Annotated in this window: 13 protein-coding genes; all 13 read left to right on the forward strand. The window is 58.9% G+C overall.

Annotated features, from left to right (window positions below; translation table 11 throughout):
- Window positions 1-73: 73 nt before the first annotated feature.
- The 13 genes from MTP42_RS01170 (at window position 74) to atpD (ending at window position 13,227) form a co-directional block, all read left to right on the forward strand.
- A complete protein-coding gene (locus tag MTP42_RS01170) occupies window positions 74-1,267 on the forward strand; it encodes a glucose-1-phosphate adenylyltransferase (protein WP_215666150.1) in 1,194 nt (397 codons plus the stop codon).
- Window positions 1,261-2,388 (forward strand): glucose-1-phosphate adenylyltransferase subunit GlgD, encoded by a 1,128-nt coding sequence (glgD, locus tag MTP42_RS01175; RefSeq protein ID WP_005930299.1) that lies wholly within the window; start codon window positions 1,261-1,263, stop codon window positions 2,386-2,388. Before MTP42_RS01170 ends, glgD begins: the two co-directional genes overlap by 7 nt.
- Before the next feature lie 130 nt (window positions 2,389-2,518).
- Window positions 2,519-3,937 (forward strand): glycogen synthase, encoded by a 1,419-nt coding sequence (locus tag MTP42_RS01180; protein ID WP_154276852.1) that lies wholly within the window; start codon window positions 2,519-2,521, stop codon window positions 3,935-3,937.
- Between the two features lie 205 nt (window positions 3,938-4,142).
- A complete protein-coding gene (locus tag MTP42_RS01185; protein ID WP_249257778.1) occupies window positions 4,143-6,116 on the forward strand; it encodes a hypothetical protein in 1,974 nt (657 codons plus the stop codon).
- A 314-nt stretch (window positions 6,117-6,430) separates the two neighbouring features.
- Window positions 6,431-6,691, forward strand: a complete 261-nt coding sequence (locus MTP42_RS01190; RefSeq protein ID WP_005930287.1) for an AtpZ/AtpI family protein — start codon at window positions 6,431-6,433, stop codon at window positions 6,689-6,691.
- Between the two features lie 22 nt (window positions 6,692-6,713).
- Entirely contained in the window at window positions 6,714-7,214 is a 501-nt protein-coding gene (locus tag MTP42_RS01195) for an ATP synthase subunit I (RefSeq protein ID WP_249257779.1), read from the forward strand.
- Window positions 7,215-7,217: 3 nt separating this feature from the next.
- On the forward strand, window positions 7,218-7,961 hold the full coding sequence (locus MTP42_RS01200) for a F0F1 ATP synthase subunit A (RefSeq protein ID WP_097772971.1): 744 nt from the start codon (window positions 7,218-7,220) through the stop codon (window positions 7,959-7,961).
- 52 nt (window positions 7,962-8,013) lie between these two features.
- Window positions 8,014-8,295, forward strand: coding sequence for an ATP synthase F0 subunit C (gene atpE / locus MTP42_RS01205; protein ID WP_005930278.1), 282 nt, complete (start codon window positions 8,014-8,016; stop codon window positions 8,293-8,295).
- 36 nt (window positions 8,296-8,331) lie between these two features.
- A complete protein-coding gene (gene atpF, locus MTP42_RS01210; protein WP_005930275.1) occupies window positions 8,332-8,838 on the forward strand; it encodes a F0F1 ATP synthase subunit B in 507 nt (168 codons plus the stop codon).
- Window positions 8,835-9,374, forward strand: coding sequence for an ATP synthase F1 subunit delta (gene atpH / locus MTP42_RS01215; protein ID WP_005930273.1), 540 nt, complete (start codon window positions 8,835-8,837; stop codon window positions 9,372-9,374). Before atpF ends, atpH begins: the two co-directional genes overlap by 4 nt.
- A gap of 54 nt (window positions 9,375-9,428) precedes the next feature.
- Window positions 9,429-10,949, forward strand: a complete 1,521-nt coding sequence (gene atpA / locus MTP42_RS01220; RefSeq protein WP_005930269.1) for a F0F1 ATP synthase subunit alpha — start codon at window positions 9,429-9,431, stop codon at window positions 10,947-10,949.
- A gap of 18 nt (window positions 10,950-10,967) precedes the next feature.
- The gene (atpG, locus tag MTP42_RS01225) at window positions 10,968-11,816 is read left to right on the forward strand and encodes an ATP synthase F1 subunit gamma (protein ID WP_098923798.1); all 849 of its coding nucleotides are present in this window, start codon (window positions 10,968-10,970) and stop codon (window positions 11,814-11,816) included.
- A gap of 16 nt (window positions 11,817-11,832) precedes the next feature.
- Window positions 11,833-13,227, forward strand: coding sequence for a F0F1 ATP synthase subunit beta (gene atpD, locus MTP42_RS01230; protein ID WP_097769725.1), 1,395 nt, complete (start codon window positions 11,833-11,835; stop codon window positions 13,225-13,227).
- The last annotated feature ends 3 nt before the right edge of the window (window positions 13,228-13,230 follow it).

Consider the following 13,230-nt stretch of genomic DNA (forward strand, 5'->3'; position numbering starts at 1 on the left):
CATCCGCACAACACAGTCAAACCATTTCCAAATCCAATAAATCCGGAAATGTGTAAAAGGGGAGAATAAAGCTATGGCAAAAGAAATTGTGGCAATGATCCTTGCCGGCGGACGTGGCTCGCGCTTGTACGCGCTGACACAGAAAACGGCAAAACCTGCAGTGGGATTCGGCGGCAAATACCGCATTGTGGACTTCCCGCTGTCCAACTGCGTCAACTCCAACATTGATACTGTGGGCATCGCAACCCAGTATCAGCCCCAGAAGCTGAACGAGTACATCGGCAACGGCCAGCCTTGGGATCTGGATCGCCTGTACGGCGGCGTGCACACCCTGCCCCCCTACGAGCAGGCAAAGGGCACCGACTGGTACAAGGGCACTGCAAACGCCATCTACCAGAACATCAGCTTCATCGACAGCTATGATCCCGAGTACGTCATCATCCTGTCCGGTGACCAGATCTGCAAGCAGGACTACGCCGACTTCCTGCGCTTCCACAAGGAAAAGGGCGCGGAGTTCTCCGTGGCTGTCATGGAGGTCGATTGGAAGGAAGCTTCCCGCTTTGGCCTGATGGTGGCAGACGAGAACGATAAGATCACCGAGTTCCAGGAGAAGCCCCCGGTTCCCAAGTCCAACCTGGCTTCCATGGGCATTTACATCTTCAACTGGGATGTGCTGAAGAAGTACCTGGAAGAGGACGAGGCTGATCCCAACTCCAAGAACGACTTTGGCATGAACATCATCCCCGCTCTGCTGCGGGATGGCCGCAAGATGTATGCTTACCACTTCAACGGCTACTGGCGTGACGTGGGCACCATCGACAGCCTGTGGGAAGCCAACATGGAAGTGCTGGACCCCGAGAACTCCGGCATTGATATCTTCGACAAGAAGTGGAAGATCTACAGCCGCAACCCCGTGCTGCCCGCCCAGAAGATCGGCCCCCGCGCCGTGGTGCAGGATTCCCTCATCACGGAGGGCTGCCAGATCTATGGCCGCGTCCAGCACTCTGTCCTGAGCGCAGGCGTTACCGTGGAAGAGGGCGCTACCGTTGAGGATGCTGTCCTGATGGATGGCGTTGTGGTCAAGGCAGGTGCCGTGGTCAAGCGCTGCATCCTGGCTGAGAACGTTGTGGTGGGTGCCGGTGCCAAGATCGGCGGCGAGGGCCCCATTGCACATGTGGGTACCGGCCTTACCGTTGGCGCAGGCGCTACCGTAAAAGAGGGTGCCAAAGTATTTGATTCCGTCAAGGAGGGCGAGGAAGTATGCTGAGCCAGAACAACAATGCGTTGGGCATCATTTTCCCCAACAGCTATGATAACACCGTACCGGAGCTTGTGACTGAGCGCACCATGGCTTCGATCCCCTTTGCAGGCCGTTACCGCATGGTGGACTTTATGCTGTCCAGCATGGCAAACTGCGGCATCTCCAATGTCTCCATCGTGGTGCGCAAGAACTACCACTCCCTGATGGATCATCTGGGCACTGGCCGTGAGTGGGATATGGCCCGCCGTCACGGCGGCCTGAACATCGTGCCTCCCTTTGCAGAAAAGGGCGTGCGCATTTATTCCGGCCGTGTGGAGGCTCTGGGCTCCATCCTGAGCTACCTGGAGAACCAGAAGGAGAAGTACGTTGTGATGAGCGATGCCAACATCGCCATCAACTATGATTTCAACGCCCTGCTGGCTGCCCATCAGGCAAGCGGCGCGGATGTGACCATCGCCTACCAGAAGACCGAGATCCCCGAGGGCCGCAAGAACGACAACTACACCCTGACTGTGGATGCCGATGGCCGTGTGACTGAGCTGCTGTTCAACGATTACCGCCCGGGTGTCCAGAACCTGGACCTGAACATCTACGTTCTGGAGCGCGAGACCCTGATCAAGCTGGTCAAGGATGCGACCTCCCGCGGCCTGATCTACTTTGAGCGTGACATCCTGGCCCACAACGTCAACATCCTGAACATCCGTGCTCTGGAGTACACCGGCTATGTGGCCCATGTCTGCGACATGAAGAGCTACTTTGATGAGAACCTCAAGCTCATCGATGAGAAGAACCTGAACGCTCTGTTCCCCAAGGAGAGCCCTGTCTACACCAAGATCCGTGATGACAACCCCGTGCGCTACGTCAACGGCTCTTCCGTCAGCAATTCCCTGCTGGCCGATGGCTGTGTCATCGAGGGCACCGTGGAGAACTGCGTGCTGTTCCGCGGTGTTCGCGTCAAGAAGGGTGCTGTGGTCAGAAACTGTGTCCTGATGCAGGATACCGTTGTGGAACCAGGCGCTCAGCTGGACTGCGTTGTCACCGATAAGAACGTGCGTGTGACCGCCGACAAGAAGCTCTCCGGTACCGAGAGCTTCCCGGTCTATGTTCAGAAGAACCACACCGTCTGAGCCTGACACACTGAAACTTTCACAGGGGCGGCTCCCCTCCCCGGTAGCCCCTCTCAAAGAGGGGCGGGGGCCTTTGCGCCCCCGCCCGCTCTTTGCGTATCCGCCCTTTTTTCTGGAAAGGAGAAATACTATGAAGATCCTGTATGCCGCTTCGGAAGCGACCCCCTTTGCCAAGTCCGGCGGTCTGGCCGACGTGGCAGGCTCCCTGCCCAAGGCTCTGGTCAAGGACGGCGTGGATGCCCGCGTCATCATGCCGCTGTACGGCGACCTGAAAATGCGCGACAAGCTGGAGTATGTCACCAACTACTCGGTGCCCGTGGGCTGGCGCAGCCAGTACTGCGGCCTGTTCAAGGCTGAGGTCAACGGCGTGACCTACTACTTCCTGGACAACGAGTATTACTTCAAGCGCCGCGGCCTGTACGGCTTTTACGATGACGGCGAGCGCTTTGCCTTCTTCTCCCGCGCTGTGCTGGAGACCCTGTTCTACATCGACTTCACCCCCGATATCATCAACTGCAACGACTGGCAGACCGCGCTGGTTCCCGTTTACCTGAACCTGTACTACCGCCATCTGGATAAGTTCAACCGGATCAAGACCATCTTCACCATCCACAACATCGCATATCAGGGCAAGTACGGCACCGATATCCTGGAGGATACCTGCGGCATCGGCCGCCGTGACCAGCACATCGTGGAGTACGATGGCTGCGCCAACTTTATGAAGGGTGCCTTTGAGACGGCAGATAAGATCACCACCGTCAGCCCTACCTACGCACAGGAGATCCTGGACCCCTGGTTCAGCTACGGTCTGGATGCCCTGCTGCGGGAAAAGCAGTATAAGCTCTGCGGCATCCTGAACGGCATCGATATGGAGGCCAATAACCCCGCCACTGACCCCAAGATCCCCTTCAACTACGATGTGACCAACGTTGAAGAAGGCAAGGCAAAGTGCAAGGAGGCCCTGCAGGACAAGTTTGGCCTGCACAAGGATGGCAGCCCCGTCTTTGCCATGGTCAGCCGCATGGTCGGCATGAAGGGCTTTGACCTGGTGCAGAGCATTGCCGATGGTCTGGTGGACCGCGGCATCGAGCTGGTCATTCTGGGCAGCGGCGAGAACCAGTACGAGACCTTCTTCTCTGACCTGTGCGCCCGTCACCCGGGCCGCGTGGGCACCTACATCGGCTTTGAGCCGGCCCTGTCTCAGGAGATCTACGCCGGTGCAGACGTGTTCATCATGCCTTCCAAGAGTGAGCCCTGCGGCCTGGCACAGATGGTGGCCTGCCGCTACGGTACGCCTCCCATCGTCCGTGAGACCGGCGGCCTGCGGGATTCCATCCATGACTGCACGCTGGGCGAGGGCAACGGCTTTACCTTTGCCGGTTACAGCGCCCATGAGCTGTACGATGCCTGCTGCCGTGCACAGGATCGCTACTACAACAAAGAGGACTGGAACAACCTCGTCAAGCACGACATGGAATGCGATTTCAGCTGGGATCTCTCTGCCAAGAGCTACGAGGGCCTGTACAACGAGACCGCAAACCTCTGGTAAATCATTTTCAAAAGTCTGCCTTTTGCCGCCCGGTTCGCAGGAGCCGGGCGGCTTTTTTTGCGGACTTCCACACAAATTTTACAAGAATCATCCGCAAAAAGCGGCAGGGCACCTTTGCACTTCCGACAGGACTGTGCTACAATGAAAAACATTGACGGCTCTTTCCTGTTTTTGAAGAAATGGCAGAGTAGATAAGGAGAACGATATGAACTGGAAACGTGTCATCAGCGGCGTGCTGGCAGCAGCGATGCTGTCCGCTCTGCCGGTGCAGCTTCTGGTGTCGGCGGAAGGCACGGAGGCGGTCGGTCAGGCCGATGGCTGGCAGGAACTGACCACTCTGGAACCTCTTGACGAAAGCAATACTTTCTTTTACAGCAAGGACGACCAGACATTTGAAAAGATCACCCACCCGGAAAAGGATGTCAAAACCGCAGACGGCATCGTGGATTATCTGGGAGACGGTGCAGTCGCGGTCGTGACTGACCCGGAGGATGCCGCCTACAACGCCGGTGACCGGGGTCAGAACTACGCATGGTCGGCGGTCGGCTACGGGGACTGGCTGTATGTGGGCACCTGCTACGCCGCCATCGGCAACACCCTCTCCCTGATGAAGAGCAGTCTGGGCGACGAATACGACGACAAGGTGCTTGCCGCCACCTTCGATGCCCTTTACAACGGCACCTTCTTTCTGACCGAGGAGGATGGCGGCCGGCCCAAGGGCGTGCTGCTGAAGATCAACACCAAGACCGGCGAGACCAAGGTGTTGATGTCAGGCTCCTATAACGGTTACACACCCCTATTCCGCAACGCATTGGAGTATCACGGCAAGCTGTACTTCTGCGGCAGTGTGGGTGGCGGCGGCATCGGCTTTCTGCCCAGCATCTGGCAGGTAGACCCGGCCACCGACGAGTGCAAGCCGGTGTATATCGGTCTGAACAGTGTGCAGGATTATGCCGCAGCCTACCAGCAGGGCATCTCCGTGGGCATCCGCGGTATGTGCGTCTACAAGGATCAGCTGGTCGTCAGCAACGTGACCATGGATGCCGCCACCGGCAAGAGCAGCGCCGCCCTGCTGATCTCCTCCGACCCGGAAAAGGGCTTTACCCAGATCGCAGATTCCGACAGCCTGTTCAACTACCCCGCCTATCACTACGCCGACAGCATCTACGGCGGCAGCATCTGGGATATGGCTGAGTTCAACGGCCGCCTGTATGTTTCCATCTGCACCGGCACCGAGGACAATATGCCGGACGACAACACCATGCAGTCCTTTGCACTGGTGCGGGGCGACCAGAACCCTGACGGTACCTTCACATGGACACCCGTGGCAGGCGATCAGGAAAAGGATGGTGCCCGCTACACCTTCGGCATCGACCCGGAACGCACCCGCTCCGGTGCGGCGAACCTGGTCGTGTACAACGACCACCTCTATATTGGTGAGTACAACGATGAAGAGATCGCACTGGAGCGCATCCTCTTTGCCAAGACCGGCAAGAATGCCGACGGTCAGTTTGGCGGCGGACTGGACTGCCGGTTCATCAACGCCAATCTGGAACAGTCGGTGAACCTGTACCGCATGGACAGGGATGAGAACATGGAGCTTGTGGTGGGCAATGCCACCAAGATGTTCCCCTCCGGCAGCCTTTCTGGTTTAAAGTCCGGCTTTGGGCGCAACGAGAACCAGTACATCTGGCGGATGCAGGTGTACGATGGCAAGCTGTATGTGGGTACCTTTGACACCAGCAGCATGCTGGAGTGCATTGGTCAGTTCGTCAACGGCAACCTGCTGACGCGCACCCCCGCGCAGTGGAAGACCCAGTGGGAATACCTCAAGACCCTGATGAAGGCACTGCAGGCGACGGACCCCGACGGCAACGGGAACCCCGACACACTGGCCCAGACCATCAAGTTTTCCTACAAATTCGTGTTCGAGAACATCACGGTCAGCAACATTGCCAGTGCCATCCGGCTGCTCAACTACATGCGCAAGGCAAAGCAGGGCTTTGACCTGTATGTTTCGGAGGACGGCGTGAACTTCCAGACCATCACCGTGGACGGTTTTGGAGACCCCTACAACCATGGTCTGCGGGTATTCGCCACCACCGACCAGGGCCTGTGCCTTGGCACTGCCAATCCCTTCTACGGCACGCAGGTGTGGATCAAGCGCAAGGACAGCTGACCCCCGCACTTCCAGGATAACGCCGCCCGGCTCTCAAATGAGCTGGGCGGTTTTTTGTGTTTTGCACAAGAAACCTATCATATTTTTGGTATTGATGCTGCCGGAGACGGACATACTCCACCGTGGACGTACAATTATGGCGTTAGTGTGAACGAACTATGAAGTTTTACCAAAAATCGGTGGAAAATTGATTGAAAAGTTCAGTGAATTGAATTATACTATCCATATGAGCTTCTTTACCGGAGCGAAACCATTGCGAAAGGGTGCGGCGGGCTGCTGGTTCGGGTCTGCGCACAGAGGGAGGGCGACACCGCATGAAGGGCTGGTACAAGGCGCTGGAAGATCTTGTCTGGCTGACCCAGCTGGGCCTGAATATGCTGCTGCCGCTGGTCATGTGCCTGGGCGGTGCCTGGTGGGCGGTGAACAGCTGGAGCTGGCCGGAATGGGTGTTCCTGCCGGCCATCCTGCTGGGCCTTGCCTCCGGGGCGCAGAACTTCTGGTATTTTGCCAAGGAGCACCTGGACCGCGCCAAAAAGGAAAAACCGAAGCGGGTGGGGTTCAACTCACATCAGTAAACATCACAGGAGGTTCCCCTTTATGAAACTACAGCCGGAATCCAAAAAGGAGCTGACGCGCATCGCCTGCGGCACGGCCATCTGCACCGCTGCCCTGTGGGTGGCCTTTGCGGCGCTGCACCTGGTTGGCTGGGTGAAATTTGATCACACTGTCGTTCTGGGCAGTCTCATCGGCGCGGCCGTGGCCATCGGCAACTTTGCGGGCATCTGCATCGTGTGTCAGAAGGTCATCGACGAGCAGGATGAGAAACGGCGCAAAGCCACATTACAAGCTTCCTACAACGTCAGAATGCTTTTGCAGGCGGTGTGGATCATCGTGTCCATCGGGGCACCCTGCTTCCAGCCCTTTGCCAGCGTTCTGCCCTTGCTGTTCCCGCGTGTTACGATCTACTACCTGCAAATAACCGGCAAGTACAAGCCCCTTGCACCGGCCGGGCCCTCGGTGGATGTCTCTGTGGAGGACGACCCCGAACCCGCCCCGGAGCCGGAGGCTGAGCCCCGTGACAAAGGGGGTGAAACGTAACAAATGGAACTGAACGGCGCAAAGATCCTGTATACCATCCATACCGATATCCCCCTGCTGGGCGATCTCAAGATCACCCAGACCCTAGTCACTACCTGGATCGTCATGGCGCTGCTTTCGGGCCTGGCCATCTGGCTGGGCAGCAACCTCAAGCTGGAAAATGTCTCAAAGCGGCAGGCCGCGGCCGAGTTCATCGTGGAGCGGCTGGATCAGTTCGTGCACGACAATATGGGGTATCACTTTGACAAGTATATCCCCCTGATCGGCTCGATCTTCGCTCTGAGCATCGGCTGCAACCTCATCAGTGTCATTGGCCTGTGGAGCCCCACGGCCGACCTGAACACCGAGGCTGCGTGGGCCATTGTGGTGTTTGTGCTGATCATGTACTACAAGATCAAGACCAACGGCATCTTTTCCTATCTGAAGGGCCTGCTGGACCCGATCTTCATCATGGCACCCATCAATGTGCTGTCGGAGATCTCGACCCCCGTCAGCATGGCGTTCCGTCACTTTGGCAACATCCTGTCCGGTACTGTCATTTCCACACTGCTGTACTGGGCGCTGGCAAGCCTGAGCCATGTCATCTTCGGCTGGCTGCCCGGCTTCCTGAGCCAGATCCAGCTGTTCCAGATCGGCATCCCGGCCTTTACGGGCCTGTATTTCGACTGGTTCGGCGGCTGCATTCAGGCGTTCATCTTCTGTACCCTGACCGCAATTTTCATCAAACGTGCTGCCGGTGAGGACTAAGCCCTCACAACGGCATCTCCCAAAACAAAAACTTTTTTGGAGGACAAAACTTATGACTGACTTTCAGTACCTTGCTCGTGGTATCGCCCTGGCAGGCTGCGGCATCGGCGCAGGCTGCGCACTGATCGCAGGTATCGGCCCCGGTATCGGCGAAGGCAACGCTGCCGCCGCTGCCTGTGAGGCCGTGGGCCGCCAGCCCGAGTGCAAGAGCGACGTGACCAGCACCCTGATCCTGGGCGTTGCACTTTCCGAGACCACCGGTATTTACGGCTTTGTTACCGGCCTGCTGCTGATCTTCCTGGCACCCGGCATGTTTATGAAGTTCCTGGCATAAGCGGAACCTTTTACAAAAGAACGAAAGGAGACGCTTATGGAACTGTACCAGGCGTTGATCACGCTGGACGGCTGGACCTTTCTGGCCCAGATCTGCAACCTGATGATCCAGCTGCTCATCTTCAAAAAGTTCCTGCTGAATCCGGTCAAAAAGGTGATCGCCGAGCGCAAGGCCAAGGCGGACAGCCAGATCGCCGATGCTGCAAAGCTGCGCACGGAGGCTGAGGCCATGAAAGCGGAGTACGAGCAGAACCTGCAGAATGCCCGCGCCGAGGCCAACCAGATCGTTGCCCGTGCCCAGAAAACGGCCACCGCCCGCGGTGAAGAGATCGTGGGCGAGGCCCGTGCACAGGCCGCTGCCCTGAAGCAGAAGGCGGAGGCTGACATTGCGCAGGAGCGCAAGAAGGCCGTGAACGAGGCAAAGGACGAGATCGGCGGCATGGCCATGGAGATCGCCTCCAAGGTGGTCGAGCGTGAGATCAAGGAAGCCGACCACAAGGACCTGATCGACGAATTTATCAAAAACGTGGGTGAAGCATCATGACCGAGACAGCAAGGATGTACGGCGGAAGCCTGTATGACCTGGCAGCGGAGGAAGGGCTGGAGACCCGCATTCTGGGCGAGCTGGACGAGGCCGTGGCGCTTTTTAAGGCAAGCCCGGAGTACCTGCATCTGCTCAGCACCCCCAGCATCCCCAAAAAGGAGCGCTGCGGCCTGCTGGATGAAGCGCTGCGGGATCGGGTCCACCTCTATGTGCTGAACTTTTTGAAGATCCTGTGCGAGAAGGGCACCCTGCGGGAGCTGCCCGGCTGCGCCCGGGCCTACCGGGTGCGCTACAATCAGGCACACGGTATTCTGGAAGCAGCGGCAACCACTGCAGTGGCAATGACGGAGCAGCAGGTGAAGAGCCTGCACGAAAAGCTGGAAAAGCTCACCGGCAAGACCATCGACCTGAAAACAAAGGTCGATCCGGCTGTGCTGGGCGGCATCCGGCTGGATATCGAGGGCACCGAGCTGGACGGAACGGTTCAGAACCGTCTGGCGGCGCTGCGCAGGGATATCGCGTCCGTGACACTGTGATCCATCGAATTTCCACCCGAAAGATTTTAAGAATTGAGTGGTGAATACAAGACAATGCAACTGAAACCTGAAGAGATCTCCAAGATCATCCGTGCCCAGATCAAGCACTACGAGAATGTCATCGAGCAGAGCGAAGTCGGCACGGTCATCATGGTAGGCGACGGCATCGCCCGGGCCAGCGGCCTGGAAAAGTGCATGGCAGGTGAGCTGCTTCAGTTTGACAACGGCGAATACGGTATGGCCCAGAACCTGGAGGAAAACACGGTCTCCATCGTTCTGCTGGGTTCCGATGTCGGCATCAAAGAAGGCAGCACCGTCAAGCGCACCGGCAAGGTCGTTTCCGTGCCCGTGGGCGAGGCGATGATCGGCCGCGTGGTCAATGCACTGGGCCAGCCCATCGACGGCGCAGGCCCCATTGAGACCACCGAGTTCCGGGCCATCGAGAGCCCGGCCCCCGGCATCATCGACCGCCAGCCGGTCAAGGAACCCCTGCAGACCGGCATCAAGGCCATCGACTCCATGATCCCCATCGGCCGCGGCCAGCGTGAGCTGATCATCGGCGACCGCCAGACCGGCAAGACCACCATTGCATCGGATACCATCATCAACCAGAAGGGCAAGGATGTCATCTGCATCTATGTCGCCATCGGCCAGAAGCGCTCCACCGTGGCAAACCTGGTGCAGAGCCTGACCGAGGCCGGTGCCATGAGCTACACCATCGTGGTGTCCGCCACGGCCTCCGAGCTGTCCCCCCTGCAGTATATCGCCCCCTACTCCGGTTGTGCCATGGGCGAATATTTCATGCACCAGGGCAAGCATGTCCTCATCATCTATGATGACCTTTCCAAGCACGCGGTGGCCTACCGCGCCCTCTCGCTGCTGATCCGCCGTCCCCCGGGACGTGAGGCTTACCCCGGCGATGTTTTCTACCTGCACTCCCGTCTGCTGGAGCGCGCGGCCAAGCTCTCCAATGAGCTGGGCGGCGGCAGCCTGACGGCTCTGCCCATCATCGAGACCCAGGCGGGTGACGTTTCGGCCTACATCCCCACCAACGTCATCTCCATCACCGATGGTCAGATCTTCCTGGAAACGGAGCTGTTCCACTCGGGCGTTATGCCCGCTGTCAACCCCGGCATCTCGGTGTCCCGTGTTGGCGGCAACGCCCAGATCAAGGCCATGAAGAAGGTGGCCGGCACCCTGAAGCTGATCTACTCCCAGTACCGCGAGCTGCAGTCCTTTGCCCAGTTCGGTTCCGATCTGGACGCGGACACCAAGGCCCGTCTGGCACAGGGCGAACGCATTGTGGAAGTGCTCAAGCAGAACCGCTCGGCTCCCGTGCCCGTGGAAAAGCAGGTGGCGATCCTGTATGCCACCATCCATGATCTTCTGGTCAAGGTCAAGGTGGCCGATGTGGCCGAATACGAAAAGGGTCTGTACGAATATCTCGAGAATGATGCCGCCGGTGCCGCTGTGATGGAGACCATCCGCACCACCGGCAATCTGGACAAGGACACCGAGGAAGCACTCAAGGGCGTTCTGTCCGCTTACACCGAGAGCTTCGTCAAGGCGCACTGAGGGAAGGAGGCGTAACGCATGGCAGGTTCCATGAAGGACATCAAGCTGCGCATCAAAAGCGTAGAGAGTACCATGCAGATCACCAAGGCCATGGAGCTGGTGGCTTCCTCCAAAATGCGCCGTGCCAAGGAGCGGGTGGAACACAGCCGCCCCTACTTTGAAACGCTGCACGACACGCTGACCGGTATTGCGGCTGCAGACCCCCGGGCCCGCAGCCCCTACCTGCGCCGGGCAGAGATCAAACGCACCCTGCTGGTTGTCATTGCAGGCGACCGCGGCCTGGCCGGTGGATACAACTCCAACGTGCTCAAGCAGGCGGAGGCCCAGCAGGGCCCGGTCACGGTGCTGCCCATTGGCAAAAGAAGTCAGGAGTACTTTGCCCACCACGGGGCCGACCTGTTCACCGAAGAGGTGCTGCTGGCGGCGGATGTTTCGGTGGGTGAGTGCTTTGCTCTCTCCCGGAAGATCACCGAGGGCTACCTGAAGGGCGATTACGACGCAGTGAAACTCTGCTACACCCGGTTTGACTCGATGATGACCCAGACCGCTGTCACCATGGAGGTGCTGCCCCTGACCATTGAGCCCACCGAGGAGCAGAAGGCCGCTGCCCGCCGCAGTCAGATCCTGTACAAGCCCAGCAGCGAGGAAGTGTTCCGCGCCATCATCCCCGAGTATGTGGCCGGTATCGTTTATGGTGCCGTGTGCGAGAGCGTGGCCAGTGAGCTGGCCGCCCGCCGCACCGCCATGGATGCCGCCACCAAGAACGCGGGCGAAATGATCGACCATCTGAATCTGTATTACAACCGCGCCCGTCAGGCTGCCATCACGCAGGAGATCACCGAGATCGTGGCAGGCGCAGAAATCTAAAAAAGGAGAATAGCCTATGTCCGAAAAACACATCGGCAAGGTGATCCAGGTCATCGGCCCGGTGCTGGACATCCAGTTCAAGGATGGCGAGCTGCCGGACCTGCTCAACGCCATTGAGATCGACAACCACGGCCGGAAGCTGGTGGTGGAGGTCGCTCAGCTCACCGGCGACAATGTGGCCCGCTGCATTGCCATGAGCAGCACCGATGGCCTGGTGCGCGGCACGGATGCCGTGGACACCGGCGAGTCTATCCGGGTGCCTGTGGGTGACCAGTGCCTGGGCCGCGTGTTCAACCTGCTGGGTGAGCCGGTGGACAACAAGCCTGCCCCCACCCCGGAGGCCTACTGGCCCATCCACCGCCCTGCCCCCAGCTATGAGGAGCAGCAGTCCACCACAGAGATCCTGGAGACCGGCATCAAGGTCGTTGACCTGATCTGCCCCTACGCAAAGGGCGGCAAGATTGGTCTGTTCGGCGGTGCCGGTGTCGGCAAGACCGTCCTGATCCAGGAGCTGATCTATAACATTGCCACCGAGCACAACGGCTACTCGGTGTTCACCGGCGTTGGCGAGCGCACCCGCGAGGGCAACGACCTGTACGGTGAAATGACCGAGAGCGGCGTTATCAACAAGACCGCTCTGGTCTACGGCCAGATGAACGAGCCTCCCGGAGCCCGTATGCGCGTGGCCCTGTCCGGCCTGACCATGGCGGAGTACTTCCGCGATGTCAAGAATCAGGACGTGCTGCTCTTCATTGACAACATCTTCCGTTTCACGCAGGCAGGCTCTGAGGTTTCGGCTCTGCTGGGCCGTATGCCCTCTGCCGTGGGTTACCAGCCCACCCTGGCCACTGAGATGGGCGCTCTGCAGGAGCGCATCACCTCCACCCGCAAGGGTTCCATTACCTCGGTGCAGGCTGTCTACGTTCCCGCCGACGACCTGACCGACCCGGCCCCTGCCACCACCTTCACCCATCTGGATGCCACCACGGTCCTGAGCCGTGACATTGCATCTCAGGGCATCTACCCCGCTGTGGACCCGCTGGATTCCACCAGCCGCATCCTCAGCCCCGAGGTCGTGGGTCAGGAGCACTACGAGATCGCCCGCGATGTTCAGAAGGTGCTGCAGCGCTACAAGGAGCTGCAGGATATCATTGCCATCATGGGCATGGACGAACTGAGCGAAGAGGACAAGCTGACCGTCAGCCGCGCCCGCAAGGTGCAGCGCTTCCTGAGCCAGAGCTTCCATGTTGCGGAACAGTTCACCGGTATGCCCGGTCAGTATGTGCCGCTGAAGGAGACCCTGCGCGGCTTCAGGATGATCCTGAACGGCGAGTGCGATGACCTGCCCGAGAGCGCCTTCCTGTTCGCGGGCACCATCGACGATGTGTTCGCCAAGGCGAAGAAAGGGTAAACC

The organism is Faecalibacterium sp. I2-3-92, from assembly GCF_023347315.1.
Lineage (GTDB): Bacteria > Bacillota > Clostridia > Oscillospirales > Ruminococcaceae > Faecalibacterium > Faecalibacterium duncaniae.

Bases quoted from the DNA above. Each gene is read 5' to 3' on its own strand.
- MTP42_RS01170 (WP_215666150.1), top strand. From the start codon at position 74: ATGGCAAAAGAAATTGTGGCAATGATCCTTGCCGGCGGACGTGGCTCG.
- glgD (WP_005930299.1), top strand. From the start codon at position 1,261: ATGCTGAGCCAGAACAACAATGCGTTGGGCATCATTTTCCCCAACAGC.
- MTP42_RS01180 (WP_154276852.1), top strand. From the start codon at position 2,519: ATGAAGATCCTGTATGCCGCTTCGGAAGCGACCCCCTTTGCCAAGTCC.
- MTP42_RS01185 (WP_249257778.1), top strand. From the start codon at position 4,143: ATGAACTGGAAACGTGTCATCAGCGGCGTGCTGGCAGCAGCGATGCTG.
- MTP42_RS01190 (WP_005930287.1), top strand. From the start codon at position 6,431: ATGAAGGGCTGGTACAAGGCGCTGGAAGATCTTGTCTGGCTGACCCAG.
- MTP42_RS01195 (WP_249257779.1), top strand. From the start codon at position 6,714: ATGAAACTACAGCCGGAATCCAAAAAGGAGCTGACGCGCATCGCCTGC.
- MTP42_RS01200 (WP_097772971.1), top strand. From the start codon at position 7,218: ATGGAACTGAACGGCGCAAAGATCCTGTATACCATCCATACCGATATC.
- atpE (WP_005930278.1), top strand. From the start codon at position 8,014: ATGACTGACTTTCAGTACCTTGCTCGTGGTATCGCCCTGGCAGGCTGC.
- atpF (WP_005930275.1), top strand. From the start codon at position 8,332: ATGGAACTGTACCAGGCGTTGATCACGCTGGACGGCTGGACCTTTCTG.
- atpH (WP_005930273.1), top strand. From the start codon at position 8,835: ATGACCGAGACAGCAAGGATGTACGGCGGAAGCCTGTATGACCTGGCA.
- atpA (WP_005930269.1), top strand. From the start codon at position 9,429: ATGCAACTGAAACCTGAAGAGATCTCCAAGATCATCCGTGCCCAGATC.
- atpG (WP_098923798.1), top strand. From the start codon at position 10,968: ATGGCAGGTTCCATGAAGGACATCAAGCTGCGCATCAAAAGCGTAGAG.
- atpD (WP_097769725.1), top strand. From the start codon at position 11,833: ATGTCCGAAAAACACATCGGCAAGGTGATCCAGGTCATCGGCCCGGTG.